The organism is Serratia bockelmannii (genome assembly GCF_008011855.1).
Lineage (GTDB): Bacteria > Pseudomonadota > Gammaproteobacteria > Enterobacterales > Enterobacteriaceae > Serratia > Serratia bockelmannii.
The window spans coordinates 239,884-258,880 of sequence record NZ_VOUX01000004.1; the positions used below are offsets into that span (position 1 = coordinate 239,884).

Consider the following 18,997-nt stretch of genomic DNA (forward strand, 5'->3'; position numbering starts at 1 on the left):
TTTACAGGCAAGAAAAAACCCGCCGATGGCGGGTTTTTTTAGGGTTGCAGATTAACTTATTCGTTAACCGGCTGCGGCTTTGTGGCAGGCGCGGTGGCCTGGCTCACTGCCGAGTGACCACCGGCTGAACCTTTGCCTTCAAAGTTGAAGGAAGGGCGCTGCCAGTTGCTGTGCTTGCGTTCTTCCGGCACGTAGGCTGGCGCAGGCGCTTTAGTCATCGGCGCAGTGGCGATGTGTTTGTACAGCGCGTCCTGCACGGCTTTCACCGGCGCCGGCTGCTGCGCAACTGCAGGTGCAGGTTCTGCGGCGATTGGCGCTGGGGCTTTTTCGACCGGAGCAGCTTCCACGGAGGTTGCCGCAGGTGCGGCTTCTACCACTGGCGTTTCTTCCGCTGGCGTGGCTTCTACCACCGGTACAACTTCGACCACAGGCTCGTCTTCCGTTGGCGCAGGTTCAACCACTGGCTCTACAGCTACGGTTTCAGCTACCGGCTCGGCTTCCACTGCAGGGGCAGTCTCTTCCACTTTCGGCTGTTCAACTGCAACAGTTGCCGGGGTGGTTTCCACCGGCGCCGGGATTTCCTCGGCCGGAGTGGCTACAACCGGTGCTACGACTGCAGCTTCTTCCGTTACGGTAACGCTAGCAGTTTCAACGGCGGCTTCGGGTGCCGGTCCGTTGACGCTGGCCGCGGTCTGAGTGTCTTCCACGGTAACGCTGTGCTGTTCAACCGCTGCGGCGACAACCGGCGCCTGCTCTACGGCTTCGGTTTGCACTTCGGCTTCTTCAACCTGAGCGACCGGGTAGCTTACCCATACTTTGCCTGATGCCATTTCCGGCGAAGCGAACGCGCCCGCCAACGGCATTGGGGATTGCAGCGGGTAACGCTCATCGCGGTAACGACGGCGACGCTGGCCGCTGACGCGCAGGTGACGCGGTGAACGACGGGAACGACGCGGCATGCCTTCGCCGTTGCCGCGGCTTTCGCCCTGGGCATCGTCTTCCGGCTGTGCGGCAACGGTTTCCGGCAACAGCTTGACGCTATCGTCGGCGGTCGGCTGCGCGTCTTCGGCTTTCGCTACCGGCGCTTTCGGCGCCAACAGCTCTTCCGCTGCACGCTGCAGCTCTTCTTCCGCAGACAGGATACGCACTTTCTGCGACAGAGGGCGGCGCTGACGGCGCTGCATGTTCTGCTGCTGGCGCTCTTCCCGCTCTTCGTCGGTACTCTCGACTGCGTCAACGCTTTCCAGCGCTTTCACTTCCTGCTGAGCCTGACGTTTCTCTTCCTGACGACGACGCTGGCGTTCAGCACGCTGCTCACGGCGTTGCTGCTGATCTTCGCGCGGCGCTTTAGCACCTTCTTCCGAAGCGGTTTCCTCCGCTACCGGCGCGTTCTGCTGCTGGTTGCGGCGGTTACGGCGCTGTTCATCGCGGGATTCACGCGATTCACGGCCTTCACGGTTCTCACGCGGTTCACGGTTATCGCGCTCGCGATTGTCACGGCCTTCACCGCGCTCTTTACGCTCGCCGCGTTCCGGGCGATCGCCACGGTCGCTACGCTCACCGCGCTCTTTACGGCCGGTGCCTTGACGGCGCTGACCGCGACGATCCTGACGACGGTTCTCACCGTTGCCTTCCGCCTTCGGCGTTTCGGCCGGTTTGGCTTCTTCGACGGCAGGTTGTTCTTCACCGGCGAACAAGTTCTTCAGACCACCGAACAGGCGGCCCAGGAAGCCCGGTTTAGCGGCGGCCGGCGCTGCGGCTTTAGCCTTGGCGGCTGCAGCGACAGGTTTGGCAACGGCGACGGGTTCTTCAGCCGGCGGCGGCACATCGGCGGACAGGGAGAAGGAAGCCAGGGCCGGTTGCTCCGGACGCTTGCGTTCCATCGGCGCATCTTCCAGCGGACGCTCCATGTCTTCTTCGTGCAGTTTCGGCAGCAGGTAGCTGAGGGTAGAGGTTTCCTCGCCCTTGCGCACGCGCAGCACCGAGTAGTGCGGGGTTTGCATTTCATCGTTCGGCACGATGACGGCTTTCACGCCACCCTGACGTTTTTCGATCGCGCTGACGGATTCGCGCTTTTCGTTCAGCAGGTACGAAGCGACCTGAACCGGCACGATAGCGTGAACTTCTTTGGTGTTTTCCTTCAGCGCTTCTTCTTCGATCAGGCGCAGGATGGACAGCGCCAGCGATTCGTTGTCGCGGATGGTACCGGTGCCGTTACAGCGTGGGCACACGTGGTGGCTGGACTCACCCAGCGACGGGCTGAGGCGCTGGCGTGACATTTCCAGCAGGCCGAAGCGGGAGATGCGGCCGATTTGGATGCGCGCGCGGTCTTGACGCACGGCGTCGCGCAAGCGGTTTTCCACTTCGCGCTGGTGGCGTACCGGCGTCATGTCGATGAAGTCGATGACGATCAGGCCGCCGAGGTCGCGCAGGCGCAGCTGGCGAGCGATCTCGTCCGCCGCTTCCAGGTTGGTGTTGAACGCCGTCTCTTCGATGTCGCCGCCGCGGGTTGCGCGTGCGGAGTTGATGTCGATGGCGGTCAGCGCTTCGGTGCTGTCGATGACGATCGAGCCGCCGGACGGCAGGCGCACTTCGCGCTGGAAGGCGGATTCGATCTGCGATTCGATCTGATAGTGGCTGAACAGAGGAATTTCACCGCTGTACAGTTTGATTTTGCTGCTGAAATCCGGGCGGCCCAGCGCAGCGATGTGCTCTTTGGCCAGATCGAGAATTTTCGGGTTGTCGATCAGGATTTCGCCGATGTCCGGGCGCAGATAATCGCGGAAGGCACGCACGATAACGTTGCTTTCCTGGTGGATCAGGAACGGTGCAGGGCGGCCTTCGGCGGCTTTTTTAATCGCTTCCCAGTGCTTCAGACGGAAGGAGAGATCCCACTGCAGCGCGTCGGCGGATTTGCCTACGCCCGCGGTGCGAACGATCAGGCCCATGCCGTCTGGCAGTTGCAGCGAAGAGAGCGCTTCTTTCAGCTCGGTACGATCGTCACCCTCGATGCGGCGAGAAATACCGCCGGCGCGCGGGTTGTTCGGCATCAGCACCAGATAGCTGCCCGCCAGGCTGATGAAGGTGGTCAAGGCGGCGCCTTTGTTGCCACGTTCTTCTTTGTCTACCTGAACGATGACTTCCTGGCCTTCGCGCAGCACATCTTTGATGTTCGGGCGGCCATGGGAAGAGTAATTGCTAGGGAAGTATTCGCGGGCGATTTCTTTAAGAGGGAGGAAACCATGTCGTTCTGCGCCGTAGTCCACGAACGCTGCTTCAAGACTTGGTTCAATGCGGGTGATTTTGCCTTTGTAAATATTCGCTTTTTTCTGCTCATGACCCGGACTTTCGATATCCAAATCATACAGCCGCTGTCCATCTACGAGGGCAACACGCAACTCTTCCTGCTGAGTTGCGTTAATCAACATTCTTTTCATCTTAACTTACTCGTTATTTTTACATTATCGACAAAGCTGCGGGCAAAATAACCTCATGGCCGGAGTTAAACCGAAAGCCCCGTGTCTTCTCGCAAAGCCGTCAACCTCACGGTTGTCGCCTGCATAGGGGCGCATTATCTCGGTAAGCCTGCTTTTCTTTGTGAAAGACAGCACTTTTACTAGGGGAATAGCCTCTGATTTACGTCGACAGATCTGATTCCATTTGCCGGCCAAGCTGCAACCCGCAGCCCGCTAATTGTTTGATTTCGCATTACGTCTTACGCCATTGCTGCGTTTTTGCGCAATCAGACAAATTTTATAATTCCACCGTTTTCCCTGTTTAACGAGAATCAACGCGGAAAGTGACTGCATTATTCCACTGCTGATGCCGTTATAGCAAGGTGACTTTTCCTTAACTGCGGAAGAAATCGCAAACGTTCAAATCGGCTTGCTGCCTTATTGTCCGCTGGTGTTTCGCCCGCCGTCAGAGAGACAGTTAAGCACAGAAAAAGATGTGGCGCTATTCACGCGCTCTATTTAGAATCCCGCACCATGAAAACGAACAATCCAGCAGTACAATTCATCACGATTTCCGACGACGAAGCCGGTCAGAGAATCGACAACTTTCTGCTCGCTCGCCTGAAAGGCGTGCCGAAGAGCATGATTTATCGCATCGTGCGTAAAGGCGAGGTGCGGGTTAATAAAGGGCGCATCAAGGTCGAATACAAATTGGCGGCCGGCGACGTGGTGCGCGTACCACCGGTGCGCGTAGCCGAGCGCGAAGAGGCGCCGGTGTCGGCGAAGCTGGATAAAGTGGCCGCATTGGCAGACTGCATCCTGTATGAAGACGATCATCTGTTGATCCTTAACAAACCTTCCGGCACCGCGGTGCACGGCGGCAGCGGCCTGAGCTTCGGCGTGATTGAAGGGCTGCGCGCGCTGCGCCCGGAAGCCCGCTTCCTGGAACTGGTGCATCGCCTGGATCGCGACACCTCCGGCGTGTTGTTGGTCGCCAAAAAACGTTCCGCGCTGCGTTCGCTGCATGAGCAACTGCGCCTGAAAGGCATGCAGAAAGATTATCTGGCGCTGGTGCGCGGCCAATGGCAGTCCCACTGCAAGGCCGTACAGGCGCCGCTGTTGAAAAATATTCTGCAAAGCGGCGAACGTATCGTGCGTGTCAACAGCGAAGGCAAGCCTTCGGAAACCCGCTTCAAGGTGGAGGAGCGTTACGAATTCGCCACCCTGGTGAAGGCCAGCCCGATCACCGGGCGAACTCACCAGATCCGCGTGCACACGCTGCATGCCGGGCATCCGATCGCTTTTGACGATCGCTATGGCGACCGCGAGTTCGATCGTCAGCTGGCGGGTACCGGCCTGAAGCGGCTGTTCCTGCACGCTGCGGCGCTGCGCTTCGAGCATCCGGCCACCGGCGAAACGATGCGTATCGAAGCGCCGATGGATGAAGAACTGCGTCACTGCCTGCAGGTGCTGCGCCAGCAGGCGACCAAATAATCCGTGTCAGACCAGCGGGTTGATGCCTTCAGCCCGCAACATCTCCAACAGCGCGATCAACGGCAGGCCGATCAGGGTGTTCGGATCCCGGCCTTCCAGCCTGTCGAACAACGCGATCCCCAATCCCTCGCTCTTGAAACTGCCCGCGCAGTTCAGCGGTTGCTCTAGACGCACATAGGCGGCGATCTCCGCCTCGCTCAGCGCGCGAAAATGCACGTGGAAAGGCTCGCACAGGGCCTGCAGCTGCTTGCTGCGGCTGTTGTACAGCGCCAGGCCGGTATAGAAGGTCACGGCCTGGCCGCTGGCCTGGCGCAGCTGCGCCCGGGCGTTCACCTCGGTATGGGGCTTGCCGGTGATGCTGCCATCGATCACGCAGACCTGATCGGAACCGATGATCAGATGCTCGGGGTAGGCGAGGGCCAGCGCCTGAGCCTTCGCTGTCGCCAGGCGCAGCACCAACGCTTCGGCGCTTTCACCCGGCAGTGGGGTTTCATCCACCTGCGGCGCGGCGCAGTCGAACGGCAGTTGCAGCTTCTCCAGCAGCATTTTTCGATAGGGGGAGGTGGAGGCTAAAAGCAATCTCTGCATAATTTTTTTCGCAAACCGTAGCGTAAATGGGTACGGCATTTTAAACTGTCGGCCGCTGTGGAAGCGAATATTGGTGAAAGGAGCCGTTTTACGGCCTTTTTCTTTGACTCTATGTCGTTACAAAGTTAATATGCGCGCCCTATGCAAAAGGTAAAATTACCCTTGACCATTGATGCGGTACGTACCGCTCAGAAACGCCTGGACTATGCTGGTGTCTATGCGCCTGAGCAGGTTACTCGTGTTGCCGACTCCGTGGTCAGTGTGGACAGTGATGTTGAGGTGTCGTTGTCGTTTAATATCGACAATCAGCGCCTCGCGGTGATAACAGGGCATGCGGACGTCACGGTAACGTTGATGTGCCAACGCTGTGGAGTCCCGTTCGAACATCAGGTTCACACAACATATTGTTTTAGCCCGGTCGTCAATGATGAGCAGGCTGAGGCATTACCGGAAGCGTACGAACCGATCGAAGTTGACGAGTTTGGCGAAGTCGATCTGTTGGCAATGATTGAAGACGAAATTATTCTTTCACTGCCTGTCGTTCCGGTACATGAATCTGAACACTGTGAAGTGTCCGAAGCGGACATGGTATTTGGCCAACTGCCTCCCGAGGCGGAGAAACCGAATCCGTTTGCCGTATTAGCCAGTTTAAAGCGTAAGTAATTGAGGAGTAAGGTCCATGGCCGTACAACAGAATAAACCAACCCGTTCCAAGCGTGGCATGCGTCGTTCGCACGATGCTCTGACCACGACTACTCTGTCTGTAGACAAAGTATCCGGTGAAACTCACCGTCGTCACCACATCACTGCCGACGGTTTCTACCGCGGTCGCAAGGTTATCGGCTAAGTAGCGATACCTTGACTCGTCTAACCCTGGCGTTAGATGCAATGGGCGGGGACTTCGGTCCCTGCGTCACAGTGCCTGCTTCGTTGCAGGCACTGGCCTCTAATTTACAGCTTCATCTCCTGCTGGTCGGCAATCCCGACGTCATCTCCCCTTTGCTTGCCCATGCCGATCCGGTTCTTCTGGAGCGTCTGCAAGTCGTGCCCGCCGAGTCTGTGATCGCCGGCGACGCAAAACCTTCACAAGCGATACGCGCCAGCCGCGGCACGTCGATGCGCATTGCGCTCGAACAGCTCAGCAGCGGCAATGCGCAGGGCTGCGTCAGCGCCGGTAATACCGGTGCGCTGATGGGATTGGCGAAGCTGTTGGTCAAGCCGCTGGACGGCATCGAGCGCCCGGCGCTGATGACGGCGATCCCGAATCAGCAACGCAGTAAAACCGTGGTGCTGGATCTGGGCGCCAACGTTGAGTGTGACAGTACCATGCTGGTGCAGTTTGCCGTGATGGGCGCGGTGATGGCGGAAGAGGTGATCGGCATTGCGCAACCGCGGGTGGCGCTGCTGAATATTGGCGAAGAAGAGACCAAAGGCCTGGATAATATCCGCGAAGCGGCCGCTGTGCTAAAAAATACTCCGGCAATCAACTATATTGGTTACCTGGAAGGAAACGAACTGCTCACCGGCAAGACCGACGTGTTGGTCTGCGATGGCTTCGTGGGCAACGTCACCCTGAAAACCATGGAAGGGGTGGTCAGGGTATTCTTATCGCTGCTGAAATCGTCCGGCGACGGAAACAAGCAAGCGTGGTGGCTGAAATTGTTGGGCCGTTGGTTGCAAAAACGGGTGGTTAAGCGGTTCGGCCACCTGAACCCCGACCAGTATAATGGCGCATGTCTGTTAGGATTGCGCAGCACCGTAGTCAAGAGCCACGGCGCTGCGAACCCTCACGCGTTTGCAGTCGCAATCGAACAGGCTGTGCAGGCGGTGCAGCGGCAAGTCCCGGAAAGGATTGCTGCGCGCCTTGAGGCTGTATTACCTAAGAGTGACTGATCGTACATGTATACAAAGATTCTCGGTACGGGGAGTTATTTGCCCGTACAAGTGCGCACCAATGCTGATTTGGAAAAAATGGTGGATACCTCTGACGAATGGATCGTCACGCGTACCGGTATCCGCGAACGTCGCATCGCCGCTGCGGATGAAACCGTCGCGACGATGAGCTTCCAGGCCGCTGAGAAAGCGCTGGAAATGGCAGGTGTGGCTAAAGAAGACATTGGGCTTATCGTCGTGGCGACCACCACCACGACTCACGCATTCCCGAGCGCGGCGTGCCTGGTGCAGCAAATGCTGGGCATCAAAGACTGCGCGGCGTTCGATCTGGCTGCGGCCTGCGCCGGCTTTACTTATGCGCTCAGCGTGGCCGATCAGTACGTGAAAAACGGCGCGGTCAAACATGCGCTGGTTATCGGCGCGGACGTCTTGTCGCGCACGCTGGATCCTGAAGATCGCGGCACCATCATTCTGTTTGGCGATGGTGCGGGTGCGGTGGTGCTGGGGGCGTCTGAAGCGCCGGGCATTCTGTCTACCCATCTGCATGCCGACGGCAGCTACGGCAACCTGCTGACGCTGCCGTACAAGGATCGTCAGAATCAAGACAAGCCGGCCTATGTCACCATGGCGGGCAACGAAGTCTTCAAGGTTGCGGTTACCGAGCTGGCGCGCATCGTCGACGAGACGCTGCAGGCCAACAACCTGGATCGCAGCGAGCTGGATTGGCTGGTGCCGCACCAGGCCAACCTGCGCATCATCAGCGCAACGGCGAAAAAGCTGGGCATGGGGATGGACAAAGTGGTGGTGACGCTCGATCGTCACGGCAACACGTCTGCCGCCTCGGTGCCTTCCGCACTGGACGAAGCGGTGCGTGACGGGCGAATTCAGCGTGGCCAACTGGTGCTGCTGGAAGCCTTTGGCGGCGGCTTTACCTGGGGCTCGGCGCTGGTTCGTTTCTGATTTGGACAGGAAGAAAAAATGACGCAATTTGCTTTTGTTTTCCCGGGCCAGGGGTCGCAGACCGTTGGCATGCTGGCCGAGTTGGCCGCACAGTTCCCGATCGTCGAAGAAACCTTCGGCGAGGCTTCCTCCGCCCTGGGTTACGACCTGTGGCAGCTGGTGCAGCAAGGCCCGGCGGAAGAACTGAACAAAACCTGGCAGACCCAACCGGCTCTGCTGGCTGCCTCGGTGGCGATTTTCCGCGTTTGGCAGCAGCAGGGCGGTAAAGCGCCTGCGCTGATGGCGGGTCACAGCCTGGGCGAATACTCGGCGCTGGTCTGCGCCGGCGTGCTGGACTTCAAGGCGGCGATCCGTCTGGTCGAGCTGCGCGGCAAGCTGATGCAGGAAGCAGTGCCGGAAGGTACCGGCGCGATGTACGCCATCATCGGTCTGGACAACGACGCGATCGCCAAGGCGTGCGAAGAGTCTGCGCAGGGGCAGGTGGTTTCTCCGGTCAACTTCAACTCGCCGGGCCAGGTGGTCATCGCCGGCAACAAAGAAGCGGTTGAACGCGCAGGCGCCGCCTGTAAAGCTGCCGGCGCCAAACGTGCGCTGCCGCTGCCGGTGAGCGTGCCTTCGCACTGTGCGCTGATGAAGCCGGCCGCCGACAAGCTGGCCGTGGCGCTGCAGGACATCACCTTCAACGCGCCGCAGGTGCCGGTGGTGAACAACGTCGACGTGCGCACCGAAAACGATCCGGAAGCGATCCGCAGCGCGCTGGTGCGTCAGCTGTACAGCCCGGTGCGTTGGACCGAAAGCGTAGAGTTTATCGCAGCACAGGGAGTGACGTCGCTGCTGGAAGTGGGGCCGGGCAAAGTGCTGACCGGTCTGACTAAACGTATTGTTGACACCCTGACGGCTGCGGCGGTGAACGACACCGCCAGCCTGTCGGCGGCGCTTGAACAATAAAGAGGAAAATGATGAGCTTCGAAGGTAAAATCGTTCTGGTCACCGGCGCAAGCCGCGGTATTGGCCGAGCTATTGCAGAAACGTTTGTGGCACGCGGCGCCAAAGTGATCGGTACCGCGACCAGCGAGAGCGGCGCTGAAGCGATCAGCAGCTACCTGGGCGCAAACGGCAAAGGGTTTATGTTGAACGTTGTTGATGCGCAATCTATCGACAGCGTGCTGGCATCGATTCGCGCCGAATTTGGCGAAATCGACATTTTAGTGAATAATGCCGGCATTACGCGTGATAACCTGCTGATGCGTATGAAGGATGACGAGTGGGAGGATATCCTCGACACCAACCTGACTTCCGTATTCCGCCTGTCAAAAGCGGTAATGCGCGCTATGATGAAAAAGCGGTTTGGCCGTATCATCACCATCGGTTCTGTAGTCGGCACCATGGGGAACGCAGGGCAGGCGAACTACGCGGCGGCTAAAGCCGGCCTGATTGGTTTTAGCAAATCTTTGGCACGTGAAGTTGCTTCACGTGGCATTACGGTCAACGTCGTGGCACCTGGCTTTATTGAGACGGACATGACACGGGCGTTGACAGATGATCAACGCGCAGGCATTTTGTCATCAGTTCCAGCCAACCGGCTGGGCGATGCTAAAGAAATCGCCAGCGCTGTTGCATTTTTGGCCTCTGATGAGGCCGGCTACATCACCGGTGAAACGTTACATGTCAATGGCGGCATGTACATGATTTAAAAAATGTGAAAACCATTTGCGTTATTTGAGGCAAAAACCGCAAAATAGCGTAAAATCGTGGTTTGACCAGCCGGGATTTAGTTGCATCTTTTTCAGCATTTTATACACTACGAAAACCATCGCGAAAGCGAGTTTTGATAGGAAATTTAAGAGTATGAGCACTATCGAAGAACGCGTTAAGAAAATCATTGTTGAGCAACTGGGTGTTAAACAGGAAGAAGTTTTGAACAACGCTTCTTTCGTTGAAGATCTGGGCGCTGATTCTCTTGACACCGTTGAGCTGGTAATGGCACTGGAAGAAGAATTCGACACCGAGATTCCAGACGAAGAAGCTGAGAAGATCACTACTGTTCAGGCAGCTATTGATTTCATCAACGCCAGCCAGCAGTAAGAGAACATATCTAGGCGGTCGTTCGACCGCCTAAGTTTTTTCTATCCCTAGTGTCATATTTTTCCCTCCCTGGAGGACAAACGTGTCTAAGCGTCGAGTAGTTGTGACCGGACTGGGCATGTTGTCTCCTGTCGGCAATACGGTAGAGTCCACGTGGAACGCTCTTCTTGCCGGTCAGAGTGGCATCAGCCTGATCGACCATTTCGATACCACTGCCTATGCGACCAAGTTTGCTGGCCTGGTAAAGAATTTTAATTCTGAGGATTTCATCTCCCGCAAAGATGCGCGCAAGATGGATGCCTTTATCCAGTACGGTATCGCTGCCGGCATGCAAGCCATGCAGGATGCAGGTCTGGACATCACCGAGGCTAACGCCAGCCGTATTGGAGCCGCGATCGGTTCCGGCATCGGCGGCCTGGGTTTGATCGAAGAAAACCACAGTTCACTGGTTAACGGTGGCCCACGGAAAATCAGTCCGTTCTTCGTGCCCTCCACCATCGTGAATATGATTGCAGGCCACCTGACAATCATGTACGGCATGCGTGGCCCAAGCATTTCCATCGCCACCGCCTGTACTTCAGGTGTGCACAACATCGGCCATGCAGCGCGTATCATTGCTTACAATGATGCTGACGTGATGCTGGCCGGTGGGGCAGAGAAAGCCAGCACCCCATTGGGCGTCGGCGGCTTTGGCGCAGCGCGCGCCCTGTCCACCCGTAATGACAACCCGCAGGCGGCGAGCCGTCCGTGGGATAAAGACCGCGACGGCTTCGTGCTGGGCGACGGCGCCGGCATGATGGTGCTGGAAGAGTACGAACACGCGAAAAAACGCGGCGCGAAAATCTATGCCGAAGTGGTTGGCTTTGGGATGAGCAGCGATGCTTATCACATGACGTCACCACCGGAAAACGGCGCAGGCGCTGCGCTGGCGATGGAAAATGCCCTGCTTGACGCCGGTGTGACCCCGTCACAAATCGGTTACATCAACGCGCACGGCACCTCTACGCCGGCGGGCGATCAGGCGGAAGCGCAGGCGGTGAAATCCGTCTTCGGCGCTGATGCCCAGCGCGTGCTGGTGAGCTCGACCAAATCGATGACCGGCCACCTGTTGGGTGCGGCGGGCGCGATCGAGTCCATCTTTACCGTGCTGGCGCTGCGCGATCAGGCGGTACCGCCAACCATCAACCTGGATAACCCGGATGAAGGTTGCGATCTGGACTTCGTGCCTCACGAAGCGCGCCAGGTCAGCAATATGGAGTTCACCCTGTGCAACTCCTTCGGCTTCGGCGGCACCAATGGCTCGCTGATCTTCCGCCGAGTGTAACTCGCGCGGTTGTTCGCTGATGAAAAGCCCGGTTTTTTAACCGGGCTTTTTTACGCCTGGCGTCCGGCCGTCAGCAGGGCTGCGTATTGCCTCGTCGCCTGCTATTCTGCGAGCGTAATGAAATCACCCGGCAACAGGAGGAAGCATGTACTGGATCAACGGACAACGCCACGATGCGCTGGCGCCGAGCGATCGTGGCCTGCAGTTCGGCGATGGCTGCTTTACTACCGCCCGGGTTATCGACGGTAAAATCGAGCTGTTGCCCTGGCACCTGGAGCGGCTGCAGCAAACGGCACAGAGGCTGATGCTGCCCACTACCGATTGGGCTGCTTTCGAGCGCGAGATGGCTCAGGCGGCCGAATCAATTCCGCTCGGCGTGGTCAAAGCGATACTGACGCGCGGCAGCGGCGGGCGGGGCTACAGCCCGACGGGGTGCGAAAATCCAACGCGCATCGTCGCCCGCAGCAGCTACCCTGCGCACTATTTGCAGTGGCGCGAGCAGGGCATCACGCTTGCGCTCAGCCCGGTGGCGCTGGCGCGCAATCCGCTGCTGGCGGGGTTGAAGCATTTGAACCGCCTGGAGCAGGTGCTGATCCGCGCGCATCTTGACCAGACGGCCGCCGACGAGGCACTGGTGCTTGACACTGCCGGTATGCTGGTGGAATGCTGTGCGGCTAATTTGTTCTGGCGTAAGGGAAAAGCGGTGTTTACCCCGGACCTGAGCCAGGCGGGCGTCGCGGGCCTGATGCGGCGGCGGGTGATCGCGCTGCTGGCGGGCTCGGAATACCGTCTGCACTGCGTCAGCGAACCGCTGGAGACGCTGGCCGATGCCGACGAAGTCCTGGTGAGCAACGCGCTGATGCCGCTGCTGCCGGTAAACGTTGCTCAATCATGGCGTTATCATTCGCGCCAGCTGTATGATTTTTTGCGTCCACACTGTTAACCATGGCTGATTGATGAAGAAAAGAAAGCTGAAGGTCCTGTCTGTTATTGTTGTTCTGGTATTGGCGCTGCTGTTTTGGGGCTACCAGAAGATCGAACGCTTTGCCGATACGCCGCTGGCTATCCAGCAAGAAACCATCTTCAAACTGCCTGCCGGCACCGGCCGGGTGGCGCTGGAAGGATTACTGGTGCGCGATAAACTGGTGCGCAACGGCCGCTGGTTCCAGTGGCTGCTGAAACTGGAGCCGGAGCTGGCGGAGTTTAAAGCCGGTACCTACCGGTTCACGCCGGGCATGACGGTGCGCCAGATGCTGAAACTGTTGGCCAGTGGCAAAGAGGCGCAGTTCACCGCACGCTTTATTGAAGGCTCACGACTGCGTGATTGGCAGCAGGTGCTGCAGCAGTCCAAATACCTGAAACACACCCTGGCGGGCAAGAGCGAAGTGGAGATCGCTACAGCGCTCGGCATTCCTGCGGGAGAAACCCCGGAAGGGCATTTGTACCCGGATACCTATCAGTATACCGCCGGCATGAGCGATATCGCGCTGCTCAAACGCGCACATGTTCGTATGAACAAAGCGCTGCAGGCCGCCTGGGACGGCCGCGACACCAGCCTGCCGTATAAAACGCCGGAAGAGTTGCTGACCATGGCCTCGATCGTCGAGAAAGAGACCGCGGTGCCGGAAGAGCGTAGCAAGGTGGCGTCGGTGTTCGTCAACCGTTTGCGCATCGGCATGCGCCTGCAGACCGATCCGACGGTGATCTACGGCATGGGCGAAAGCTATAATGGCAACATCACGCGCAAGGATCTGGAGACGCCGACGCCTTACAACACCTATGTGATCGCCGGCCTGCCGCCAACGCCGATCGCCATGCCGGGCGAGGCCTCGCTGCAAGCGGCCGCCAATCCGGCCAAAACGCCATATCTCTATTTTGTCGCCGACGGCAAGGGTGGGCATACCTTCACCACCAATCTGGCGAGCCATAACCAGGCGGTGCGCGTGTACCGTCAGGCGTTAAAGGAAAAGAATGAAAAGTAAATTCGTTGTAATCGAAGGGCTGGAAGGCGCGGGCAAAACCACAGCGCGTGACACGGTAGTCAATGTGCTGCGCGAACATGGCATCAACGACATCGTTTTCACCCGCGAACCGGGCGGCACACCGCTGGCGGAGAAGCTGCGCGAACTGTTCAAACGCGGCATCGACGGCGAATTGCCGACCATCAAGGCCGAAGTCTTGATGCTGTACGCTGCGCGCGTGCAGCTGGTGGAAACCGTGATCAAACCCGCCCTCGCGCGTGGTGCCTGGGTGGTGGGCGACCGCCACGATCTCTCTTCACAGGCTTACCAGGGCGGCGGCCGCGGTGTGGACCCACAGCTGATGAGCTCGCTGCGCGACACCGTACTGGGGGATTTCCGCCCGGATTTGACGGTTTATCTCGATCTGCCTCCGCTGGTCGGCTTGCAACGCGCGCAGGCGCGCGGCCAGCTGGATCGCATCGAACAGGAGGCGCTGCCGTTCTTCGAACGCACCCGCGCTCGCTATCTTGAGCTGGCGGCGCAGGATGAAACGATCGTTACCGTTGACGCCGCCCAGCCGCTGGAACAGGTGACCGCGGCGATCCGCGACTGCGTCGGCCACTGGCTGCGGCAGCAGGAAGGCGCATAATGAACTGGTACCCGTGGCTGAATGGCCCTTATCGCCAGCTGATTGGGCAGTACGCCGACGGTCGCGGCCACCATGCGCTGCTGCTGCATGCGGCGGCGGGCAATGGTGACGATGCGCTGGCCTACGGCCTGAGCCGTTGGTTGATCTGCCAACAGCGCAACGGCGAAAAAAGCTGCGGCGAGTGCCACAGCTGCCGGCTGATGCTGGCGGGGAATCACCCGGATTATCACGTGCTGGCGCCGGAAAAGGGCAAGAGCAACCTGGGTATCGAACCGATCCGCCAGGTGATTGAAACGCTGTACGCCCACGCGCAGCAGGGCGGCGCCAAGGTGATTTGGCTGCCGCAGGCGGAACAGTTGACCGAGGCGGCGGCCAACGCACTGCTTAAAACGCTGGAAGAGCCGCTGGAGAAAACCTATTTTCTGCTGGGTTGCCGTGAGCCGTCGCGGCTGATGGCGACGCTGCGCAGCCGCTGTCTTTATTGGCATTTGGCCAGCCCGGATGAGCAGCTCAGCCTGCAGTGGCTGGGCCGGCAGGCGGCCGGTTCTCAGACAGACCGCCTCACGGCGCTGCGCCTGCACGACGGCGCGCCGCTGGCCGCCGAACAGCTGTTGCAGCCGCAGCAGTGGCAACAGCGCAGCGCCCTGTGCACCGCGTTGAGCGCCGCGCTGCCGCAGCGCGATATGCTGTCGCTGTTGCCGGTGCTGAACCATGAAGATGTCGCCGAGCGCCTGCACTGGTTGTGCGCGCTGCTGGTGGACGCGATGAAGTGGCAGCAGGGCGCGCATCACTATGTATTGAATCAGGATCAGCAACCACTGGTGCATCAGCTGGCCAGCGTGCTGAGCAGCGCCTCGCTGCAGCAGATCGTGCAGCAGTGGCTGACCTGCCGCCATCAGCTGCTCATCGTGGTGGGTGTCAATCGCGAGCTGCTGCTGACCGAACAGTTACTTCGCTGGGAACAGATGCTTGGCGCCGCCGGCTATTCCCACCCTCATTCGCTGTAAAGTAAAAGAGTTAAAAATTATGTTGTTAGTCGATTCTCATTGCCACCTTGACAGTCTGGATTATCAAACGCTGCATCAGAATGTGGACGATGCGCTGGCCAAAGCCAAAGCGCGCGACGTCGGCTATGTGCTGGCGGTCGCCACCACGTTGCCGGGTTACCGTTCCATGACCGAACTGATCGGCGAGCGCAACGATGTGGCTTTCTCCTGCGGGGTGCATCCGCTCAATCTGGAAGAGGGGTATGATTACGCCGAGCTGCGTCGCCTGGCGGCGGCGGAGCAGGTGGTAGCGCTGGGAGAGACCGGGCTCGATTACTTCTACCAGAAAGACAATCTTGAGCTGCAGCAGGACTCTTTCCGCGAACATATCCGCATTGGCCGGGATCTGAACAAGCCGGTGATCGTCCACACCCGCGAGGCGCGCGCGGACACGCTGGCGATCCTGCGTGAAGAGAACGCACAGGACTGCGGCGGCGTGCTGCACTGCTTCACTGAAGATTTGACCACGGCCGAAGCTTTGCTGGATCTGGGCTTCTACATCTCCTTCTCCGGCATCGTCACCTTCCGCAATGCCGAACAGCTGCGCGAAGTGGCACGCTATGTGCCGCTGGATCGCATCCTGGTGGAAACCGATTCGCCTTATCTGGCGCCGGTGCCGCATCGCGGCAAAGAAAACCAACCTGCCTATGTGCGTGATGTGGCTGAATACATGGCAGTATTGAAGGGCGTCAGCCTGGAACAACTGGCCGAAGCCACCACCGCCAACTTTTCACGCTTATTTCACCTCGATCTGTGATCTTTGACCTAGGCTATAGCTGTAGGTCATTGTCTGCGTAATTTTTTTTAAGCTCGTAATTAATCACTGAAACGGGTAAGGTTCCCTCCCGTTTCAGGGGGATTGATGCGTGTTTTTTGGCCTGTTTTGCCAAAAAACAGCCGGTTTATGCAAAGTTACCGCGGCTCGATCATCGAAACGTGATTGTCATCAAACATTGCGCAGGCTATTTATTTTACTCTGCGTAATAAATTCAAGGGGTGCTCAGACACCCTGAATTGCAGGGGTTTTTCTCCCCCCCTTGCAGCGCGAATCATCGCGACAAGAAGTAGCAAAGCATTATTACTCAGGAGCACACTCAACTATGTTCAAGAACGCATTTGCAAACCTGCAAAAAGTAGGTAAATCGCTCATGCTGCCGGTGTCCGTGTTGCCTATCGCAGGTATCCTGCTGGGCGTCGGCTCCGCCAACTTTAGCTGGCTACCTGCGGTAGTCTCCCACGTGATGGCGGAGGCGGGCGGTTCGGTCTTCGCCAACATGCCGCTGATTTTCGCCATCGGCGTTGCTCTGGGCTTCACCAACAACGACGGCGTTTCCGCGCTGGCGGCGGTGGTGGCCTACGGCATCATGGTGAAAACCATGGCGGTGGTTGCGCCGCTGGTGCTGCACCTGCCGGCTGAAGAGATTGCGGCCAAACACCTGGCGGATACCGGTGTGCTCGGGGGGATTATCTCCGGCGCCATCGCGGCCTATATGTTCAACCGCTTCTTCCGCATTCAACTGCCGGAATACCTGGGCTTCTTTGCCGGTAAGCGCTTCGTGCCGATCATTTCCGGTCTGGCGGCGATCGTTCTGGGCGTAGTGCTGTCCTTCATCTGGCCGCCGATCGGTACGGCTATCCAGACCTTCTCGCAGTGGGCGGCTTATCAGAACCCGGTCGTGGCCTTCGGCATTTACGGCGTGGTTGAGCGTGCTCTGGTGCCGTTCGGTCTGCACCACATCTGGAACGTACCGTTCCAAATGCAAATTGGTGAGTTCACCAACGCGGCGGGCCAGGTATTCCACGGTGACATCCCTCGCTACATGGCGGGTGACCCAACCGCGGGCAAACTGTCCGGCGGCTTCCTGTTCAAAATGTACGGTCTGCCTGCTGCGGCCATCGCCATCTGGCACTCGGCCAAGCCGGAAAACCGTGCGAAAGTCGGCGGCATCATGATCTCCGCCGCGCTGACCTCGTTCCTGACCGGTATCACCGAGCCGATCGAGTTCTCCTTCATGTTCGTCGCGCCGATCCTGTACGTGATCCACGCTATCCTGGCCGGCCTGGCGTTCCCAATCTGTATCCTGTTGGGCATGCGTGACGGCACCAGCTTCTCGCACGGCCTGATCGACTTTATCGTACTGAGCGGCAACAGCAGCAAAATCTGGCTGTTCCCAATCGTCGGTATCATCTACGGTCTGGTGTACTACACCATCTTCCGCGTGCTGATCGCCAAACTGGATCTGAAAACCCCTGGCCGTGAAGACAGCGCTGCCGAGCAGACTGCGCAGGGCGGTTCCGAAATGTCCGCCGCGCTGGTTCAGGCCTTCGGCGGTAAAGAAAATATCACTAACCTGGATGCTTGCATCACCCGTCTGCGCGTCAGTGTGGCCGACGTGTCCAAAGTTGACCAGGCGGGCCTGAAGAAACTGGGCGCAGCCGGCGTAGTCGTCGCTGGCTCCGGCGTGCAGGCCATCTTCGGCACCAAGTCCGACAACCTGAAAACCGATATGGACGAATACATCCGTAATCACTGATTCAGGCAGGGGAGTTATCAAGGGAGGCGAAAGCCTCCCTTTTTTATTGCCTGCCGTCAGGTACCAAGCCGCTGTTCGAGCTCGGCGAGAGAAGGAAGGAACCGGATCTGTTCGCCGCGATTGGCGTCACGCGCAGGCGGTAGTTGATGAATTTCTGCAATACGGCGCCGGCCACGCCGCTTCTTAGCTGGAAGAAGGCGGCGTCGAGGCGGTTGACGGGGAGGGCAATCATCCCGGCCTCGTGTTCAAAAGCGGGCGCGATAAACAGGCTGACGTCGTTTTCGTCTTTCAACAGCGGCCCGGCTTCGGCGAAAACCACCAGGCGCAGGCCATGAACGTGCTGCACGGCGTAGCTCATCGGCGCCCCGGGAGTCAGGGTTTGACGTGTTGCTGCAAGTAATGCTCGAACACCGCCAGCGTTTCGTCCGAGATATGGTGTTCAATCCCTTCGCTGTCCAGCTCGGCAGTTTCACTCGGCACCCCGAGGCACATCAGCAGATCGACCACGATGCGGTGACGGCGGCGCACCTTCTGCGCCAGCAGCTCGCCTTCCTCGGTTAAAAACACCCCGCGATAAGGGCGCGATTCCACCAGCCCGGCGCTTTTCAACCGCGCGATATTTTTGATCGCCGTCGGGTGAGAGACGCCGAAGCGGCGCGCGATATCGGTGGTTCTGGCTTCACGGGTGCTTTGCAGCAAATCGGCGATCAGCTCAACGTAATCTTCGATCAGCGCATTGGACTGCGCTTCGCGGGCGCGGCTAAAACGCAGGGCGTGCTCGGCCTCGTCCGGCATGTCGGTCTGGGCGGGGCGGTCGGCGTTATCTGGCGCGCGGGTAACCATAGCGTGGGGCGTCCTGTAAGCATAAAAATGGCATCTCCCGGCAATGCGGGAAGGGTTGCCCTAAGTTAGTCCAAATAGCACACATTATCAATTCGATGCCACGCATTGTGGTAGTTAGAAATATCTCTACACAAAGCCCATTAATTTCGCCTGTTGCATAAAGTG

Annotated in this window: 19 protein-coding genes; 15 read left to right on the top strand and 4 right to left on the bottom strand. The window is 58.7% G+C overall.

Features of this window, described 5'->3' with window-relative positions:
- Positions 1–56 precede the first annotated feature (56 nt).
- A complete protein-coding gene (gene rne / locus FOT55_RS08535; RefSeq protein WP_147823363.1) occupies positions 57–3,437 on the bottom strand; it encodes a ribonuclease E in 3,381 nt (1,126 codons plus the stop codon).
- Positions 3,438–3,989: 552 nt separating this feature from the next.
- On the opposite strand from rne, the gene rluC reads away from it, so the two are divergent.
- Positions 3,990–4,949 carry a 23S rRNA pseudouridine(955/2504/2580) synthase RluC gene (gene rluC, locus FOT55_RS08540; RefSeq protein ID WP_141997758.1) on the top strand — a complete coding sequence of 320 codons (960 nt, stop codon included), beginning with the start codon at positions 3,990–3,992 and terminating at the stop codon, positions 4,947–4,949.
- Positions 4,950–4,955: 6 nt separating this feature from the next.
- Here the strand turns inward: rluC and FOT55_RS08545 are convergent, their stop codons facing one another.
- Positions 4,956–5,537, bottom strand: a complete 582-nt coding sequence (locus FOT55_RS08545) for a Maf family protein (RefSeq protein WP_141997760.1) — start codon at positions 5,535–5,537, stop codon at positions 4,956–4,958.
- Between the two features lie 141 nt (positions 5,538–5,678).
- Here FOT55_RS08545 and yceD point away from each other — a divergent pair, with 141 nt between their 5' ends.
- The 14 genes from yceD to ptsG all read left to right on the top strand — a co-directional run bounded on the left by yceD (position 5,679) and on the right by ptsG (position 17,989).
- Entirely contained in the window at positions 5,679–6,200 is a 522-nt protein-coding gene (gene yceD / locus FOT55_RS08550; RefSeq protein ID WP_004927780.1) for a 23S rRNA accumulation protein YceD, read from the top strand.
- Positions 6,201–6,216: 16 nt separating this feature from the next.
- Positions 6,217–6,384, top strand: a complete 168-nt coding sequence (rpmF, locus tag FOT55_RS08555) for a 50S ribosomal protein L32 (RefSeq protein ID WP_004927778.1) — start codon at positions 6,217–6,219, stop codon at positions 6,382–6,384.
- An 11-nt stretch (positions 6,385–6,395) separates the two neighbouring features.
- Positions 6,396–7,430, top strand: a complete 1,035-nt coding sequence (gene plsX / locus FOT55_RS08560) for a phosphate acyltransferase PlsX (RefSeq protein WP_025302410.1) — start codon at positions 6,396–6,398, stop codon at positions 7,428–7,430.
- A 6-nt stretch (positions 7,431–7,436) separates the two neighbouring features.
- Positions 7,437–8,390 (top strand): beta-ketoacyl-ACP synthase III, encoded by a 954-nt coding sequence (locus FOT55_RS08565; RefSeq protein ID WP_060418432.1) that lies wholly within the window; start codon positions 7,437–7,439, stop codon positions 8,388–8,390.
- 18 nt (positions 8,391–8,408) lie between these two features.
- Positions 8,409–9,338 (top strand): ACP S-malonyltransferase, encoded by a 930-nt coding sequence (gene fabD, locus FOT55_RS08570; protein WP_015377451.1) that lies wholly within the window; start codon positions 8,409–8,411, stop codon positions 9,336–9,338.
- Positions 9,339–9,349: 11 nt separating this feature from the next.
- Positions 9,350–10,084, top strand: coding sequence for a 3-oxoacyl-ACP reductase FabG (gene fabG / locus FOT55_RS08575; RefSeq protein WP_016928193.1), 735 nt, complete (start codon positions 9,350–9,352; stop codon positions 10,082–10,084).
- A 154-nt stretch (positions 10,085–10,238) separates the two neighbouring features.
- Positions 10,239–10,475: an acyl carrier protein gene (acpP, locus tag FOT55_RS08580; protein WP_004719003.1), complete on the top strand. Its 237-nt coding sequence runs from the start codon at positions 10,239–10,241 to the stop codon at positions 10,473–10,475.
- Positions 10,476–10,557: 82 nt separating this feature from the next.
- On the top strand, positions 10,558–11,799 hold the full coding sequence (fabF, locus tag FOT55_RS08585) for a beta-ketoacyl-ACP synthase II (RefSeq protein WP_060432867.1): 1,242 nt from the start codon (positions 10,558–10,560) through the stop codon (positions 11,797–11,799).
- Positions 11,800–11,944: 145 nt separating this feature from the next.
- A complete protein-coding gene (pabC, locus tag FOT55_RS08590; protein ID WP_060432868.1) occupies positions 11,945–12,742 on the top strand; it encodes an aminodeoxychorismate lyase in 798 nt (265 codons plus the stop codon).
- 13 nt (positions 12,743–12,755) lie between these two features.
- Entirely contained in the window at positions 12,756–13,781 is a 1,026-nt protein-coding gene (gene mltG / locus FOT55_RS08595; protein WP_099817324.1) for an endolytic transglycosylase MltG, read from the top strand.
- Positions 13,771–14,409, top strand: a complete 639-nt coding sequence (gene tmk, locus FOT55_RS08600) for a dTMP kinase (RefSeq protein ID WP_025302415.1) — start codon at positions 13,771–13,773, stop codon at positions 14,407–14,409. The genes mltG and tmk overlap by 11 nt, the downstream gene beginning before the upstream one ends.
- On the top strand, positions 14,409–15,416 hold the full coding sequence (holB, locus tag FOT55_RS08605) for a DNA polymerase III subunit delta' (protein ID WP_147823364.1): 1,008 nt from the start codon (positions 14,409–14,411) through the stop codon (positions 15,414–15,416). Before tmk ends, holB begins: the two co-directional genes overlap by 1 nt.
- Positions 15,417–15,435: 19 nt before the next feature.
- Complete coding sequence (locus FOT55_RS08610) at positions 15,436–16,212, top strand: metal-dependent hydrolase (protein WP_043141693.1); 777 nt, start codon at positions 15,436–15,438, stop codon at positions 16,210–16,212.
- Positions 16,213–16,555: 343 nt separating this feature from the next.
- A complete protein-coding gene (gene ptsG, locus FOT55_RS08615) occupies positions 16,556–17,989 on the top strand; it encodes a PTS glucose transporter subunit IIBC (RefSeq protein ID WP_049205136.1) in 1,434 nt (477 codons plus the stop codon).
- Between the two features lie 43 nt (positions 17,990–18,032).
- On the opposite strand, the gene FOT55_RS08620 is transcribed toward ptsG, so the two are convergent.
- Entirely contained in the window at positions 18,033–18,347 is a 315-nt protein-coding gene (locus tag FOT55_RS08620) for a DUF4180 domain-containing protein (RefSeq protein ID WP_238476095.1), read from the bottom strand.
- A 14-nt stretch (positions 18,348–18,361) separates the two neighbouring features.
- Positions 18,362–18,832 carry a manganese-binding transcriptional regulator MntR gene (gene mntR / locus FOT55_RS08625; RefSeq protein WP_060447392.1) on the bottom strand — a complete coding sequence of 157 codons (471 nt, stop codon included), beginning with the start codon at positions 18,830–18,832 and terminating at the stop codon, positions 18,362–18,364.
- Positions 18,833–18,997 lie beyond the last annotated feature (165 nt).

Bases quoted from the DNA above. Each gene is read 5' to 3' on its own strand.
- rne (WP_147823363.1), bottom strand. From the start codon at position 3,437: ATGAAAAGAATGTTGATTAACGCAACTCAGCAGGAAGAGTTGCGTGTT.
- rluC (WP_141997758.1), top strand. From the start codon at position 3,990: ATGAAAACGAACAATCCAGCAGTACAATTCATCACGATTTCCGACGAC.
- FOT55_RS08545 (WP_141997760.1), bottom strand. From the start codon at position 5,537: ATGCAGAGATTGCTTTTAGCCTCCACCTCCCCCTATCGAAAAATGCTG.
- yceD (WP_004927780.1), top strand. From the start codon at position 5,679: ATGCAAAAGGTAAAATTACCCTTGACCATTGATGCGGTACGTACCGCT.
- rpmF (WP_004927778.1), top strand. From the start codon at position 6,217: ATGGCCGTACAACAGAATAAACCAACCCGTTCCAAGCGTGGCATGCGT.
- FOT55_RS08565 (WP_060418432.1), top strand. From the start codon at position 7,437: ATGTATACAAAGATTCTCGGTACGGGGAGTTATTTGCCCGTACAAGTG.
- fabD (WP_015377451.1), top strand. From the start codon at position 8,409: ATGACGCAATTTGCTTTTGTTTTCCCGGGCCAGGGGTCGCAGACCGTT.
- fabG (WP_016928193.1), top strand. From the start codon at position 9,350: ATGAGCTTCGAAGGTAAAATCGTTCTGGTCACCGGCGCAAGCCGCGGT.
- acpP (WP_004719003.1), top strand. From the start codon at position 10,239: ATGAGCACTATCGAAGAACGCGTTAAGAAAATCATTGTTGAGCAACTG.
- pabC (WP_060432868.1), top strand. From the start codon at position 11,945: ATGTACTGGATCAACGGACAACGCCACGATGCGCTGGCGCCGAGCGAT.
- mltG (WP_099817324.1), top strand. From the start codon at position 12,756: ATGAAGAAAAGAAAGCTGAAGGTCCTGTCTGTTATTGTTGTTCTGGTA.
- tmk (WP_025302415.1), top strand. From the start codon at position 13,771: ATGAAAAGTAAATTCGTTGTAATCGAAGGGCTGGAAGGCGCGGGCAAA.
- holB (WP_147823364.1), top strand. From the start codon at position 14,409: ATGAACTGGTACCCGTGGCTGAATGGCCCTTATCGCCAGCTGATTGGG.
- FOT55_RS08610 (WP_043141693.1), top strand. From the start codon at position 15,436: ATGTTGTTAGTCGATTCTCATTGCCACCTTGACAGTCTGGATTATCAA.
- ptsG (WP_049205136.1), top strand. From the start codon at position 16,556: ATGTTCAAGAACGCATTTGCAAACCTGCAAAAAGTAGGTAAATCGCTC.
- FOT55_RS08620 (WP_238476095.1), bottom strand. From the start codon at position 18,347: ATGAGCTACGCCGTGCAGCACGTTCATGGCCTGCGCCTGGTGGTTTTC.
- mntR (WP_060447392.1), bottom strand. From the start codon at position 18,832: ATGGTTACCCGCGCGCCAGATAACGCCGACCGCCCCGCCCAGACCGAC.